The organism is Peribacillus simplex (genome assembly GCF_900156045.1).
GTDB lineage: Bacteria > Bacillota > Bacilli > Bacillales > DSM-1321 > Peribacillus > Peribacillus simplex_D.
Window position 1 is genome coordinate 1 of record NZ_FTMX01000012.1, and the last position, 14,880, is coordinate 14,880.

Below are 14,880 nucleotides of genomic sequence, written 5' to 3' on the forward strand. Positions count from 1 at the left end.
AGCGAAGAGGTCACACCCGTTCCCATTCCGAACACGGCAGTTAAGCTCTTCAGCGCCGATGGTAGTTGGGGGTTTCCCCCTGTGAGAGTAGGACGCCGCCAAGCTATAATCTTTGTATTCTTTTTGAGTGATCGGGAATACTATATTTATAAAAGAAGCATTTATACCGTCGCGGGGTGGAGCAGTCCGGTAGCTCGTCGGGCTCATAACCCGAAGGTCGCAGGTTCAAATCCTGTCCCCGCAATCATGAAAAAACGAAACTTAGGTTTCGTTTTTTTGTTTTATCCGAAATTCGAATAATTATGTCCCTAACTTATTTGTTTCTTCTTTTGAAACAAGGTAAACTACATATAGAATGGTTTTTATTCCATAATATTGCGTTTATGGTTCTCGACATGAACTTTAGGACGTTTTCCTAATAATGATAAAGGTGATTGATATATGCAACAGGTTGAATGGATTTCTCAGAATGAGGAAGAAACAGCGCGATTTGCGCATGAATTGGCACAAAAGCTTTCAAGTGGCGATGTACTGGCTTTAGAAGGTGACTTGGGTGCTGGGAAGACAGCATTCACAAAAGGGCTGGCTAAAGGATTAGGTGTTACCAGAATGGTGAATAGCCCTACCTTTACGATAATAAAGGAATATATGGGTCGATTGCCTTTATATCATATGGATGTATATCGGGTAAGTGAATCGGAAGAAGATTTAGGCTTTGAAGAATATTTTGATGGTGATGGTGTGACTGTCGTTGAATGGGCCCATTTAATAAAGGATCACCTTCCAAAGGAAATCTTGACCATTTATATTTATCGTCTGAGCGATACAAGTCGGCGTTTTGTTCTGGAAGCCAAAGGCGAAAGATATGTAAAGTTATGTAAGGAGATTATTTGATGAAGGTTTTAGCTATAGATACATCGAATTTCACATTAGGGGTTGCCCTGGTGAACGGGACTCAAGTAATTGGTGAGTATACGACGAACCTAAAGAAAAATCATTCGGTCCGGGTCATGCCAGCAATTGAAACACTGCTGAGGGATTGTGATACTGAACCGAAGGATTTGACTAAGATAGTGGTCGCTCAAGGCCCAGGATCCTATACAGGCGTCAGGATTGGAGTGACGATTGCCAAAAGCTTGGCCTGGACGCTTCAGATTCCGTTATCGGGTGTTTCCAGCTTAGAGGTTTTAGCAGCTAATGGACGTTATTTTAACGGATTGATCTCTCCCTTGTTCGATGCAAGAAGAGGGCAGATTTATACTGGATTATATGAAATGGAAAATAACTCTTTAAAGACAGTCATTGAAGATTGTAATATTCTATCCTCTGAGTGGGCGAATCAACTGAAGGAATTAAATCGTCCTGTTTTATTCGTTGGTCAAGATGTGGACATCCACCGGGATGCAATTACGGAAGCATTAGGTGATTTAGCTGTATTTGCTCCGGTACAGTCATATAACTCAAGACCAAGCGAACTGGCCTTCATTGGTCTTGATAAGACTGAAGTCGATGTTCACCAGTTTGTACCGAATTATATCCGCATGGCTGAAGCAGAAGCTAAGTGGCTTGAACAGCAGGGGAAATAAATAAGGAAAGCGACCGATTATTATGAGTAAAACATTGACGTTCCGAAAGATGAATACGGAAGATATCGACCAAGTGCTTAATGTGGAAAAGCAGTCCTTTACTTTGCCTTGGAGCCGGGAAGCTTTTTTTAATGAACTGAATCATAATCAATATGCTGTATACATGGTGATAGAGGATGAAGGGAAAATTGCCGGTTATTGCGGTGCGTGGATCGTCATTGATGAATCGCACATTACCAATATAGCGATATTGCCAGAATACCGAGGGCAAAAGCTTGGGGAAGCTTTGCTCAGGAAGATGATTGAAATCTCCATTTCGATGGGTGTGGTGAGGATGACGCTTGAGGTCCGTGTCAGTAATTCAGTAGCCATTTCGCTTTATGAAAAACTTGGTTTCCAAAAGGGTGGAATCCGAAAAAATTATTATACAGACAATCAAGAAGATGCTTATGTTATGTGGGTGAATTTTTCATGAAAAAAGATCAATTTATATTAGGAATTGAAACAAGCTGCGATGAAACTGCGGCAGCTGTCATAAAAAATGGAACGGAGATACTGAGTAATGTCGTGGCTTCACAAATTGAAAGCCATAAACGTTTTGGCGGTGTCGTCCCGGAAATAGCTTCCCGTCATCATGTAGAACAAATTACGATCGTTCTTGAAGAAGCACTGCTGCAAGCCGGTGTGACCTATGAAGACTTGGATGCCATTGCGGTTACAGAAGGTCCCGGACTTGTAGGGGCACTATTAATAGGCGTGAATGCGGCGAAGGCTGTAGCTTTCGCACATGGAATACCGATTGTCGGTACGCATCATATCGCGGGTCATATCTATGCAAATCGTCTTATTCAGGAGATCGAATATCCTGCGCTTTCTTTAGTCGTTTCGGGAGGACATACGGAATTGGTGCTTTTAGAAGAACCGGGTTCTTTCAAGGTGATAGGGGAGACGCGGGATGATGCAGCAGGTGAGGCGTATGATAAAGTGGCCCGAACCTTGGGGCTCCCTTATCCTGGCGGCCCTCATATCGATAGGCTTGCACAAGAAGGCTCACCAACTTTGAAACTGCCTCGGGCATGGTTGGATGGCAGCTATGACTTTTCTTTCAGCGGGTTGAAATCAGCGGTAATCAACACGTTGCATAATGCTGAACAGCGCGGGGAAAAAATTGAACCTAAAGATTTAGCGGCAAGTTTCCAAGCAAGCGTGATAGAAGTGCTTGTAATGAAAGCTGTAAAGGCTGCAAAGGAATATAATGTGAAACAGGTATTACTTGCTGGAGGAGTTGCGGCAAATAAAGGCCTTAGGGAAGCATTAACGGAAGCTTTCAAGGATTTACCTATGGATATATCCATTCCGCCCCTCTATCTTTGTACGGACAACGCCGCCATGATCGGTGCTGCTGGCAGTGTCATGTTTGAAAAGGGAAAACGATCTGGTTTGGATTTGAACGGAAATCCTGGATTGGATATCGAAGCATTTTAATTGACGAGAAGACAGGATACCTCACTTCGGCATCCTGTCTTTTTATCGTGTTTATAAAAAAATAGAATATTCTGTGGATAAAGTTTTTTGGATAATCATACTGCATGTGTATAAAGCGGTGTTTTTGTGGATAAGTGGATATGTTTCTGTGGATAATGTGCATAACTCAAATTAATGGCTAGTGAACGGTAAGTGGTTTGTTAACAATTTTGTGGATAACTTTCAAGCGACGTTTTGATTGGAAAAAGAAAAAGACTGAGTCAATTGACTCGGTCTTTTGTCATTCTTCCAGTTCAGTCCATTCTTCGAGAAGCTGGTCCAAACTTTCCTGTGCATGATCAAGCTTTGTTTGGACCTCCATCACTTTTTCATGGTCCTGAAAAACACTTGGATCACAAAGGAGATCATTATATTCGTTTATTTCAATTTCAAGAAGCTCCATGGCTGCCTCGATTTCCTCAATGCGCCGTTTTCGCTGGCGTTCAGCTTTTTTTGCTTCTTTATCAATTTTGTAATTTGTTTTTTCTACAGCTGCATCTAAAGTTTTAGCCTGTTCCTGCTGTTCGAGTGCTTGGATTTCCGCCTGCTCCTGTTTCTTCTCTAAATAGTAATCATAATCACCGAGGAATTCTTCGTTGCCGTCTTTGGAGAGCTCGATCACTTTCGTTGCTATCCGATTTATGAAATAACGGTCATGTGAAACGAAAAGAATGGTTCCTGGATAATCGATCAAAGCATTTTCAAGCACCAATTTACTATCGAGGTCCAAATGGTTCGTTGGTTCATCAAGAATTAAAAAATTCCCTTTTTGCATCATCATTTTGGCTAGGGCAAGCCGGGCCTTTTCGCCCCCGCTTAGTGTGGAAACGGTTTTCAAAACATCGTCCCCGCTAAATAGGAAATTACCAAGTACGGTTCGAATATCCTTTTCCGGTTTAAGGGGATAGTCGTCCCATAATTCATTGAGTACGCGTTTATTGGAAACAAGGTTAGCCTGTTCTTGATCGTAGTAGCTGACTTCTACGTTCGTTCCAAAACGGAAACCCCCAGAAAGTGCAGGCAGTTTAGAAATGATCGTTTTCAATAAAGTTGATTTTCCAACTCCATTTGGGCCAACAAGTGCTATGCTTTCACCTTTAGTCATCCGGGAGTTTATATTCTTTGATACCGTTTCCCCTTCGTATCCAATAGCCAAGTCCTGGAGGTGAAGTACCTCATTTCCGCTTTGCCTTTCAATCTGGAAAGAAAAATTCGCGGATTTTTCATCACCTTGCGGCTTGTCCAATACATCCATCTTTTCGAGCTGTTTGCGTCTGCTTTGTGCTCTTTTCGTGGTGGAAGCCCTGGTGATATTACGTTGGACAAAGTCGCGAAGCTTCTCTATTTCCCCTTGTTGCTTCTCGAACAGTTTCATGTCCCGCTCATAATCTTCCGCTTTTCCCTCTAGGTAAGAACTATAATTACCATGGTATTTTTTCATGTTATTCCGGGAAATCTCATATACGAGGTTTACTACTTTATCTAAGAAATAACGGTCATGGGAAACAATAAGGACAGCTCCCTGGTAGCTTTGTAAATATTGTTCAAGCCAAGAGAGGGTTTCGATATCCAGATGGTTCGTCGGCTCATCCAGAATCAATATATCCGGTTTCCTTAAAAGCAGTTTCCCTAAAGCAAGCCTTGTTTTTTGTCCACCGCTTAAAGTGGAAATTGGGGTAGAATAGTCAAAGTCAGCAAACTGAAGTCCATGCAATACGGAACGGATATCCGCTTCATATTGATAACCGCCCTTCTCTTTGAATGCCACCATCAAAGTGTCGTATTCATTCAGCACTTTTTGGTAAATTGTTTCGTTTTCAAAGATGTCAGGTCTGGCCATATCAGCCTCAAGGCGACGCAGTTCCTTTTCCTGCTCTATAAGGTCCGTGAATACAGTCAGCATCTCATCCCAAATGGTAAGTTCGGATTCCAATCCCGTATCCTGGGCCATATAGCCGATGGTGACGCCTTTTGGTTTGATTATTTCACCGCCATCATGGGAAAGCTGCCCAGCTATGATTTTAAGCAGAGTGGATTTACCGGCGCCATTTCGGCCGACAAGTGCAATTCGATCTTTATTTTGAACTTCGAGCTTCATATTTGATAAAATAAGTTCAGCTCCATAATATTTCGATAGTTGATTGATTTGTAATAAAATCATAGATTTCACCTCAATTGATTAATGTTAGTGTAACGTATTTTAGTTATTATCGGCAACAGCTTGGTTCCAAGCTAAAACAAAAGCTGTTACATAAAGTGGAATAATAGTGTATGATTTAGGAGGGGTTACTTAAATGGGAGACTTAACGCATTTTAATGAACAGGGCAGGGCCAAAATGGTCGATGTGAGTGCTAAGCCTGAAACAACCCGGACGGCAGTAGCTCAATCGAGCATTTTATTGAATGACGAAATATATGAATTGGTCACGAACCATAAAATGAAAAAAGGTGATGTACTGGCTGTTGCGCAAGTTGCAGGAATAATGGCCAGCAAAAATACATCCAATATAATTCCGATGTGCCATCCCATTGCTCTGCAAGGGGTCAATATAGCCTTTGATTGGGAAAAAGAAAATCAAGGATATAGGCTTAGGATTGAAACGGAAGCTAAGACAAAAGGGAGTACAGGTGTGGAAATGGAAGCGTTAACAGCTGCATCCGTGACTGCCTTGACTGTTTATGACATGTGTAAGGCCATTGATAAGGGAATGGTGATCGGGCCTACATTCTTAGTGGAGAAAACAGGCGGAGTGTCTAGTAGCGATTATAAGAGGCAAGTAAAACAAACAGATAGAGATTAAGATGAAAAGCATGTGTGAAAGCGGGGAAGAACAATGAACCATGACCCAAAGATACCGCAGGCGACAGCCAAAAGGTTGCCATTGTATTATCGATTTTTAAAGAACTTACATTCCTCAGGCAAACAAAGAGTTTCCTCGGCAGAGCTAAGTGAAGCTGTAAAAGTGGATTCCGCCACAATTCGCCGTGATTTTTCCTACTTTGGCGCGCTTGGGAAAAAAGGCTACGGCTATAATGTCAATTATTTATTATCCTTCTTCAGAAAAACACTAGATCAAGATGAATTGACCAAAGTCGCTTTAATCGGGGTAGGAAATTTAGGAACCGCTTTTTTAAATTATAATTTCATGAAAAATAATAATACAAAAATTGAAATGGCTTTCGAAGTTTCTGAAGAAAAGGTCGGCAAGCGAATAGCTGATGTGCCCATCTATCATATGGATCAAATCGATACACTATTGCAGGAAAATAATATTACTGCGGCTATATTGACAGTGCCTGCACAGGTAGCCCAAACGATAACCGATCGTCTAGTCAAAGCCGATATAAAAGGAATATTGAATTTCACACCTGCACGGCTGACTGTGCCCCCATCCATAAGGGTTCACCACATTGACCTGGCCGTGGAGCTTCAGTCGCTCATCTACTTCCTGAAACATTATCCTGTAGTGGAAGAAGCCGCATTGGAGGAATGAAAAAAACGCTGCATCATTGCAGCGTTTTTTTATTTTTTCTTATTTTTTTGTGCAGCTTTAATCTTAAAGTGCAGCATGATCATGCGCAATCCCGATCCAAAATCAAGAGTTGCAATAAGGACCAGTATGTAGGCAAAGAGTCCCCATCCGGAAGAATTGACGGTTTGAATCGCGATGGCGGTAAAAAGAGCTCCTAAGCCTGCATAGATGATGCCCATGAATAATGGTGATTGACGTTTCATAATAAACCTCCGATGAAGGCCTGTGCAGTATCTAGCATCTTCTCAATATCCTCCCGATATACCACTTGAAGGATGATAACAAGCGTATTCATCGCAATATGAGCGCTCATGGAAACGAGAATGCGGCCTGTTTTCGCATAAAGGAAAGCAAAGGTGAAGCCCATTGCCGTATATAAAAGAAGATGTTCAAATTCACCATGCGCCAAGCCGAAAATAACTGAGCTGATTAAAGCTGAAATAAAGAAGTTAAAGCGTTTATGAAGTGATCCGAAAATGATTTTCCGGAAAATTAATTCTTCCAATATAGGTCCAATTACTGAAGTGACGAAAATAACCATGGGGACTTTGTAAATGAGTGAGATAAGTTGCTGCGTATTTTCAGATTCAGACTCCACCCCAAGCATTTGTTCAATGCTGCCGGCAATGCTTTGTGCAAAAAGTGCCATGAACACTCCTGCAATTGCCCATAATATGGACATCTGGACGGAAGTTTGATTTCTCGTGTCCAGCTTTTCCCTCATATCTTTTCTCATTAAAAAAAGAATCAAGAATAAAGCAGCGAGAAAACTGAAAACTATCCAGTATGCTGCAGATTTCACTTCGAGTTCATCTGCCGGCATTCCGGTATAAGACCCGATCAGCATGAAAATGGGTACCCCAACAATACTGGATAATTGCATGGCAATATAAGTGATGATGACGAACCAATATTCTTTTTTCAAAAATGAAAACTCCTTTTATAGTCACCCATCCCGTTCGGAACGTTCCTGATATGGGGACAATCTATAAACGCATACTCCAAAATGGTATCAAATATTGAGGCAGAACACCACTTAAAGGTACCCCTAACATAACATTTCAATTACATTATTAAGGAAAACATTATGCTAATGTAGTTTACCCGTAATTTATCAGAAATTAATAAAAAATTTTCAATAAGATACTTGCAAAAAAGGCTCGGTTTATTTAATATTATAAATGTGTTAGCACTCGATGATGAAGAGTGCTAATAATCATGAAACAAATTATCGAGAGAATATGAGGAGGTTGTTTCACTTGTTAAAACCATTAGGTGATCGCGTTATTATTGAACTAGTTCAAACTGAAGAAAAAACTGCAAGCGGTATTGTTCTTCCTGATACTGCTAAAGAAAAGCCACAAGAAGGTAAGGTAGTCGCAGTTGGTACTGGCCGTGTCCTTGAAAATGGCGAACGTGTTGCTTTAGAGGTTGCCCAAGGCGATCTAATTATCTTCTCAAAATATGCAGGTACTGAAGTTAAATACGAAGACACTGAATACTTAATTTTACGTGAAAGCGACATTCTAGCTGTTATCGGCTAATTATACATCATACTTAACTGAACGAAAATTTTCTTAAAATTTTAGGGAGGTACTTATAAATGGCTAAAGAAATTAAATTTAGTGAAGAAGCTCGCCGTTCCATGCTTCGTGGTGTGGACGCACTTGCAGATGCAGTTAAAGTAACGCTTGGACCAAAAGGTCGTAACGTGGTTCTTGAGAAAAAATTCGGTTCACCGCTTATCACAAATGACGGTGTGACAATCGCTAAAGAAATCGAATTGGAAGATGCATTCGAAAACATGGGTGCGAAATTGGTTGCTGAAGTAGCAAGCAAAACAAACGACGTAGCTGGTGACGGTACAACTACTGCAACGGTTCTTGCACAAGCGATGATCCGTGAAGGTCTTAAAAACGTAACAGCTGGCGCTAACCCAATGGGTATCCGTAAAGGAATCGAGAAAGCGGTCAATTCAGCAATTGCAGAATTGAAAGCCATTTCCAAACCTGTTGAAAACAAAGAATCAATCGCACAAGTTGCTGCCATCTCTTCAGCTGATGAAGAAGTGGGCCAACTGATTGCTGAAGCAATGGAGCGCGTTGGTAACGACGGCGTCATCACTATCGAAGAGTCTAAAGGTTTCACAACTGAATTGGACGTAGTAGAAGGTATGCAGTTCGATCGCGGATATGCATCTCCATACATGGTTACTGATTCAGATAAAATGGAAGCTGTCCTTGAGAATCCATATATCTTGATCACAGATAAAAAAATCACGAATATCCAAGAAATCCTTCCTGTCCTTGAACAAGTTGTTCAACAAGGGAAACCGCTATTATTGATTGCTGAAGATGTAGAAGGCGAAGCGCTTGCAACTCTTGTTGTGAACAAACTTCGTGGAACATTCAACGCTGTTGCGGTTAAGGCTCCTGGATTCGGTGACCGTCGTAAAGCAATGCTTGAAGACATCGCAGCTCTTACAGGCGGCGAAGTGATCACTGAAGAAATCGGACTTGATCTTAAATCTGCAACAATCGATTCATTAGGCCGTGCGTCTAAAGTGGTTGTTACAAAAGAAAATACAACAATCGTTGAAGGTTCTGGAGACACAGCTCAAATTCAAGCTCGTGTAAACCAAATCCGTGTTCAATTAGAAGAAACAACTTCTGAATTCGACCGTGAAAAATTACAAGAACGCCTTGCTAAATTAGCTGGTGGCGTAGCGGTAATCAAAGTTGGTGCAGCTACCGAAACAGAATTGAAAGAACGTAAACTTCGTATTGAAGATGCATTGAACTCCACTCGTGCCGCTGTTGAAGAAGGTATCGTAGCCGGTGGTGGTACAGCACTTCTTAACGTATACAATAAAATCGCTGAAATTCAAGCGGAAGGCGACGTTGCAACAGGTGTGAAAATCGTTCTTCGTGCAATCGAAGAGCCTGTTCGTCAAATCGCTCACAATGCCGGTCTTGAAGGCTCTGTAATCGTAGAGCGCCTTAAAGGCGAAGCAGTAGGCACTGGCTTCAATGCAGCTACTGGACAATGGGTGAACATGATCGAATCCGGTATCGTCGATCCTACTAAAGTAACTCGTTCAGCTCTACAAAACGCTGGTTCTGTAGCAGCTATGTTCTTAACGACAGAAGCTGTCGTTGCTGACAAACCAGAACCTGCAGGCGCTGGCGGAATGGGCATGCCTGACATGGGCGGCATGGGCGGAATGGGCGGCATGATGTAATCATCGCTTAAATCCCTTATAGGGGTTTAACGAGGATTCAGAATGAATGCTCACCTAACATGTGAATATCTTTAAAGTTGAAGGCCCCCCACAGTTTACTGTGGGGGGCTTTTTTCTTCACTGACAATCATGGTGCAATTGGAATGGAGTTTATAAATCGTTTGAAAGATAAACGAACTATTTATTTACGGGAATTTGAAGAGTACAGAAAAATCAGTTGAGAATGATGTTGCTAGAAGAATTTCTCTTCATTACTCCTTTGTGGTATTTATTGGAAGTGTTCTCGGTGACCTTTTTAATAGTGAAAGATTAGATGTGTTTCTAAACGCAAAGGAGGCACTTTTCTACACTATATATAATGAGAACAAGGCAGTAGATAGGCCTTTTATTGAGAGTGATTCAAAGCTTACTCTTTAGATTGCACCCAATTAAGTTATCTCCATTTAACAAGTACGAAACCAAAGTCAACTCTGGCTTATCGCCTTCATTTTGCTTTGTAATATAAGCCCTGCTTTGAAAAGAAGTTCCCTACAAAAAAAACCGTTAGAGTTTATGTCAGTAATATTCAAAAAGTCCACACCAATTATAGGTGTGGACTTTTTGAATATTACTTTGCAGTGTAATGAGTTACTTACAATAATATTTTTGATAAACAACAATTCAAATTGTAAATAGTGTTGTTTGTCTTGTAGAGAATGACAGATGATGTCAGTCCTTTTTTGGATTTTTTTGACTAGCATCACTCAATACTGCAGTACTATTCAAGAATCCAGGAGCGTTTTTCTGCCATATTGTAAGTGTTCTTCAATATGTCGAACGACTTCTTCCGTGTTGCCTTTTTCCAGGGCCTCTACAATTAATAAGTGTTCATCATATGTTTGTTTTAGGCGATCTATTTTTTTCTTTAATACTTCTTTTCCGTAAAATTTCAGTTTTTCTCTAATGCTTATAAATATCTCAAGCATTTGTTCATTTTTATTAATCTCCATTATTTTATGATGGAACCTCATATCGTATTCAAGTGCTGAATAGGAATCTTCATTTTTTATATACTCGTATTGCTGGTTTAAGATGTCATATAGTTCTTCGATTTGGTGCTTTTCAATAATTTGTGAAAGCTTTCGTAACGCAAATGTTTCAAGTGCAATTCGTATTTCATACACTTCATTGACTTGTTTTACAGAAATATCACATATATAGATACCTTGCTTTGGATGAATGCGGACCAATCCATCATGTTCTAAACGCTGAAGGGCAGACCGGATGGGAGTCCTGCTCATTTCTAACTGTTCACTAAGATCCCCTTCTTTAACGAATTCTCCTGGCGATAACTCTCCGTTCATAAGTAGTTTCTTAATCATCTCATAAGCTCGATCTTTTAAAAATTGTCGTTTGGGTTGGTTTATGCTCATTTTATCTATCCTTTTAAAAAGTATTAATACTACATAATAGTATATAAAAATTAAAATCAACAATGAATTTCTTTAGTTACTTTATTCTATCATATAAATCATGCATTTAAATTCAGAATAGATTGACTAATGAGTTTATCTGTTGTATACATATAATATACAACATAAATACAACAAGTCAAGAGAGGCATAATGTTAGTGATTGATAGCGTTTACAGAGAAAGGATGAATGTAATGATAACGGTAAATTCTATAACTCCAAGACCAAAACTTGAAGAAGTAAAGAAATTGGGAAATATTTCACCAAGTGATTATGGGCATCATTTGAATTTCCAATTAATCAGTACTAAGAAAATCAAGCCTTTATTCCCGATTGAAAACACATTTGCTGGGCCTGCAGTGACGGTCCGAATCCCTCCAAATGACGGTCTATTAGTTTATAAGGCACTGGATTTAGTACAGCCTGGTGATGTAGTTGTGATTGATATGAACGAAGAAGAGCGTTTTGCATGTTGGGGAGAAATTACGACAAGAGTTGCGATGGAAAAAGGAGCTATTGCTGCGATCATTAACGGGCCTGTTACCGACACTAAAATAATTAATAATTTGCAATTCACCGTGTTTTCTTACGCGATTTCACCTTTAACTACCAAGGTCTATAGTATTGATGGCGACGTAAACGTACCTGTATCCATTTCAGGATGCATCGTTAACCCTGGGGATATTATTGTTGGAAGTAATGATGGCTTGTTAGTTGTTCCACAAGAAGAAACATTAAGTTTTATTGAAATCGGCAAAAAGGAAGAAGAGGCAGATGAAAAACGACGCCAAGAGTTGCAAGCTTTAGGCGTTGAAAAATACCTTCGCCGTTTCGATCCTCTTTGGGAAAAGATGTTAGTTAATAATCAGAATTGACCTATTTACTAAAAATACTTATTTCTTTCACCTAGGCTCCCAACATAATCCTGTTTTATACTTTTTTCAGTTATCAATTCTTATAAAGGAAGTGGATAAAAAGATGAAGCCAGGGAAAATCGAAAAACAGGTAGAATTAATCACCGAATCTCAAGGCAAGGAAAGAAAAATTGGATTACGTTGGGGAATGGGTTTGATCTTTTTTATTATAGGTTTGATAGCGTACATGGATCGAGCCAATCTATCTGTGGTCGCTAAACCGATGATGGATGCTTTAAATATGAACAAAGTTGAATTTGGACTTTTGTCTTCCCTCTTTTACGCAGGATATTGTATTGCTCAAATTCCAGGTGGGATGCTAGCAGAAAAATTCGGGTCAAGGAAGATCATTATAATAGCGATTACCTGGTGGTCTGCATTTACAGCACTTTCAGCTGCCTCTACGTCTTACGTTGTATTATGCATTGTAAGGTTTTTATTTGGTGTTGGGGAGGGTCCAATGTATCCAGCCAACGCTGTCTTTAATTCATACTGGTTCCAAAAACATGAAAAGGGACGCGCAGCAAGTGCATTATTAGCTGGTTCCTTCTTCGGACCTGTTATAGCACCAGGAATTTCAGTGGCTATCTTGCTGCTTTTTGGATGGCAAGGCGTTTTCTATAGTTTCGCTATTCTTGGCATTGGGATTAGCTTAATTTGGTATATTGTAGGGCGTGATAAACCAGAAAATCATCCCTGGATTTCTGAAAAGGAAAAAAAACTTATTTGTGAAAATCGAAGCATCACCGGAACAGTAAAAAAAACCGCCCCGTGGAAGGTGTATCTAAGAAACATCAGATTTTGGGCAGTTGGGATACAATACTTTGTCGTTATCTATATGAACACCTTCTTTTTAACATGGTTACCTACTTATTTAATGGAAGCACGAAACTTCTCATTAAAAGAAATGGGGGTAGCGGCAAGTTTCCCTTGGCTGGCTATTTGTTTCACTGTTCTTGCTGGAGGCGCCTTATCGGATATCATCTTACAAAGAACAAACTCAAGAATGAAGGCCCGAGGTAGTCTAGCCTTGACCGGATTCATTTTTTTCATTATCGGATTGTATTTCGCTGCCTTCTCCACTAGTCCTTGGATGAACGTTGTCTGGTTGACACTAGCACTTGGCGCTCTTGGGCTGCCAATCGTGACTTCTTGGGCAACCGCAAACGATTTAGGTCAAGAATTCGCAGGGTCTGTCAGTGGTTGGATGAACCTTTGGGGAAGCATTGGTGGAATAACGTCTCCGATTATCTGCGGATGGTTTGCACAGGAAATGGGTTGGAATACAACCCTTTTAATCAACATCATCCCTATCGGACTTGCTATATTCTTATGGTTTCTCATTAAACCTGATCGTCCATTAATTCCGGCTGAAAATTAGAAACACCATGTAAAGATCAAAATAAATAAAAAAGGTGATAGGACAAATGGAAATTTCGATAAATAAAAGCGTCTCAACTATCAAGATTCCCGGTATAAGAACATTTTCCAACATGGTGATCCATTATACCGATGCGATTAATCTTACCCTTGGTCAGCCGGATTTCGCAACTCCTGAACATATAAAAGAAGCTGCAATAACAGCGATTAGACAAGATCGTACAGCCTATACACATAACGCGGGCCTATTGAGCCTACGGAAGGCTGCCGCAGATTATGTATTTCAAAAGTACAATCTCGTCTACAATCCTGAGGATGAAATCATTGTAACAAATGGTGCAACTGAAGCCATTGATAGTGCGTTCCGAACCATTTTACAAGCAGGGGATGAAGTCATTCTTCCCTCTCCCATTTATCCTGGATACGAACCGTTAATTACATTATGCGGAGCAGTTCCGGTTTACGTTGATACGTCAAAAAATTCTTTTAAAATGAATGCTGAAATGATTAAGAATAAACTAACGGAACGAACACGCTGCATTGTTCTTTGCTCACCTTCAAATCCTACCGGAAGGATGTTAAGTGAAGAAGATATCGTTGAAATTGCTAATGTACTTAGAAATAAAAACATCTTTGTTGTTTCAGACGAAATCTACAGTGAACTGTCTTATGATAAAAAGCATTGTTCAATTGCCTCTGTTCCAGGTATGAGGGAGAAAACTATCGTCATTAACGGACTTGCAAAATCCCATTCTATGACAGGTTGGAGAATTGGTTTTACTTTTTCGCCTTCCTTTTTATCTAGCCAGATGTTAAAAGTCCATCTTTATAATTCAGTATGTGCCAGCACAATTAGCCAATATGCGGCAATCGAAGCTTTAACCAAAGGGAAGGATGATCCGAGCCAGATGGCTGAAGAGTATCGAAAAAGAAGAGAGTACATCTGCCAAAGGCTCTCTGACATGGGATTAGATGTGATCGAACCAGATGGCGCCTTTTACGTATTCCCTTCTATAAAAAGTACAAAGATGAAATCGTTTGATTTTGCGTTGAAGCTACTCCAAGAGACAAGTGTTGCAGTTGTTCCTGGCGATGCGTTTTCAGAGTTTGGAGAAGGGTACGTAAGGATTTCTTATGCGGCTTCTATCGAAACGCTTGAAGAAGGATTAAATCGAATGGAGCAATTTGTTCATTCAATAAAGTGTAAGTCGTTAGCAACTAATAAATAAAAAAAATTTTTTAAGGAGATA

General features: G+C 40.2%; 15 protein-coding genes, 1 tRNA gene and 1 rRNA gene. 13 read left to right on the plus strand and 4 right to left on the minus strand.

Annotated elements, in window-relative coordinates:
- From rrf to tsaD, 6 genes are all read left to right on the plus strand, one after another.
- Positions 1-104, plus strand: a 5S ribosomal RNA gene (gene rrf, locus BW986_RS26265); the annotation flags it as partial.
- Between the two features lie 66 nt (positions 105-170).
- Positions 171-244: transfer RNA gene (locus BW986_RS26270), tRNA-Met, on the plus strand.
- Between the two features lie 197 nt (positions 245-441).
- Complete coding sequence (gene tsaE / locus BW986_RS26275) at positions 442-894, plus strand: tRNA (adenosine(37)-N6)-threonylcarbamoyltransferase complex ATPase subunit type 1 TsaE (RefSeq protein ID WP_076372375.1); 453 nt, start codon at positions 442-444, stop codon at positions 892-894.
- Positions 894-1,586, plus strand: a complete 693-nt coding sequence (tsaB, locus tag BW986_RS26280) for a tRNA (adenosine(37)-N6)-threonylcarbamoyltransferase complex dimerization subunit type 1 TsaB (protein ID WP_076372377.1) — start codon at positions 894-896, stop codon at positions 1,584-1,586. Before tsaE ends, tsaB begins: the two co-directional genes overlap by 1 nt.
- 22 nt (positions 1,587-1,608) lie before the next feature.
- Entirely contained in the window at positions 1,609-2,061 is a 453-nt protein-coding gene (rimI, locus tag BW986_RS26285) for a ribosomal protein S18-alanine N-acetyltransferase (RefSeq protein WP_076372379.1), read from the plus strand.
- Positions 2,058-3,071 carry a tRNA (adenosine(37)-N6)-threonylcarbamoyltransferase complex transferase subunit TsaD gene (gene tsaD, locus BW986_RS26290; RefSeq protein WP_076372381.1) on the plus strand — a complete coding sequence of 338 codons (1,014 nt, stop codon included), beginning with the start codon at positions 2,058-2,060 and terminating at the stop codon, positions 3,069-3,071. Before rimI ends, tsaD begins: the two co-directional genes overlap by 4 nt.
- A gap of 280 nt (positions 3,072-3,351) precedes the next feature.
- Here the strand turns inward: tsaD and abc-f are convergent, their stop codons facing one another.
- On the minus strand, positions 3,352-5,271 hold the full coding sequence (gene abc-f, locus BW986_RS26295) for a ribosomal protection-like ABC-F family protein (RefSeq protein ID WP_076372383.1): 1,920 nt from the start codon (positions 5,269-5,271) through the stop codon (positions 3,352-3,354).
- A 133-nt stretch (positions 5,272-5,404) separates the two neighbouring features.
- Between abc-f and moaC the strand changes: the two genes are divergently transcribed.
- Both moaC and BW986_RS26305 read left to right on the plus strand, forming a co-directional pair.
- Complete coding sequence (moaC, locus tag BW986_RS26300) at positions 5,405-5,911, plus strand: cyclic pyranopterin monophosphate synthase MoaC (RefSeq protein WP_076372385.1); 507 nt, start codon at positions 5,405-5,407, stop codon at positions 5,909-5,911.
- Positions 5,912-5,944: 33 nt separating this feature from the next.
- Positions 5,945-6,604, plus strand: a complete 660-nt coding sequence (locus tag BW986_RS26305) for a redox-sensing transcriptional repressor Rex (RefSeq protein WP_034306345.1) — start codon at positions 5,945-5,947, stop codon at positions 6,602-6,604.
- A gap of 29 nt (positions 6,605-6,633) precedes the next feature.
- On the opposite strand, the gene BW986_RS26310 is transcribed toward BW986_RS26305, so the two are convergent.
- On the minus strand, positions 6,634-6,846 hold the full coding sequence (locus tag BW986_RS26310; protein WP_034306342.1) for a YdiK family protein: 213 nt from the start codon (positions 6,844-6,846) through the stop codon (positions 6,634-6,636).
- Positions 6,843-7,568 (minus strand): CPBP family intramembrane glutamic endopeptidase, encoded by a 726-nt coding sequence (locus BW986_RS26315; RefSeq protein WP_076372387.1) that lies wholly within the window; start codon positions 7,566-7,568, stop codon positions 6,843-6,845. Before BW986_RS26315 ends, BW986_RS26310 begins: the two co-directional genes overlap by 4 nt.
- 334 nt (positions 7,569-7,902) lie before the next feature.
- Between BW986_RS26315 and groES the strand changes: the two genes are divergently transcribed.
- Together groES and groL are read left to right on the plus strand one after the other, a co-directional pair.
- Entirely contained in the window at positions 7,903-8,187 is a 285-nt protein-coding gene (groES, locus tag BW986_RS26320; RefSeq protein WP_034306337.1) for a co-chaperone GroES, read from the plus strand.
- 59 nt (positions 8,188-8,246) lie between these two features.
- Positions 8,247-9,884, plus strand: coding sequence for a chaperonin GroEL (groL, locus tag BW986_RS26325; protein ID WP_053533467.1), 1,638 nt, complete (start codon positions 8,247-8,249; stop codon positions 9,882-9,884).
- Between the two features lie 761 nt (positions 9,885-10,645).
- Here the strand turns inward: groL and BW986_RS26330 are convergent.
- Positions 10,646-11,296, minus strand: coding sequence for a GntR family transcriptional regulator (locus BW986_RS26330; protein ID WP_076372389.1), 651 nt, complete (start codon positions 11,294-11,296; stop codon positions 10,646-10,648).
- Positions 11,297-11,530: 234 nt separating this feature from the next.
- Between BW986_RS26330 and BW986_RS26335 the strand changes: the two genes are divergently transcribed.
- From BW986_RS26335 to BW986_RS26345, 3 genes are all read left to right on the plus strand, one after another.
- Complete coding sequence (locus BW986_RS26335) at positions 11,531-12,211, plus strand: RraA family protein (RefSeq protein ID WP_179086175.1); 681 nt, start codon at positions 11,531-11,533, stop codon at positions 12,209-12,211.
- A 103-nt stretch (positions 12,212-12,314) separates the two neighbouring features.
- Positions 12,315-13,631, plus strand: coding sequence for an MFS transporter (locus BW986_RS26340; RefSeq protein ID WP_142244750.1), 1,317 nt, complete (start codon positions 12,315-12,317; stop codon positions 13,629-13,631).
- Between the two features lie 46 nt (positions 13,632-13,677).
- Positions 13,678-14,859 carry an aminotransferase A gene (locus tag BW986_RS26345; protein WP_076372395.1) on the plus strand — a complete coding sequence of 394 codons (1,182 nt, stop codon included), beginning with the start codon at positions 13,678-13,680 and terminating at the stop codon, positions 14,857-14,859.
- The last annotated feature ends 21 nt before the right edge of the window (positions 14,860-14,880 follow it).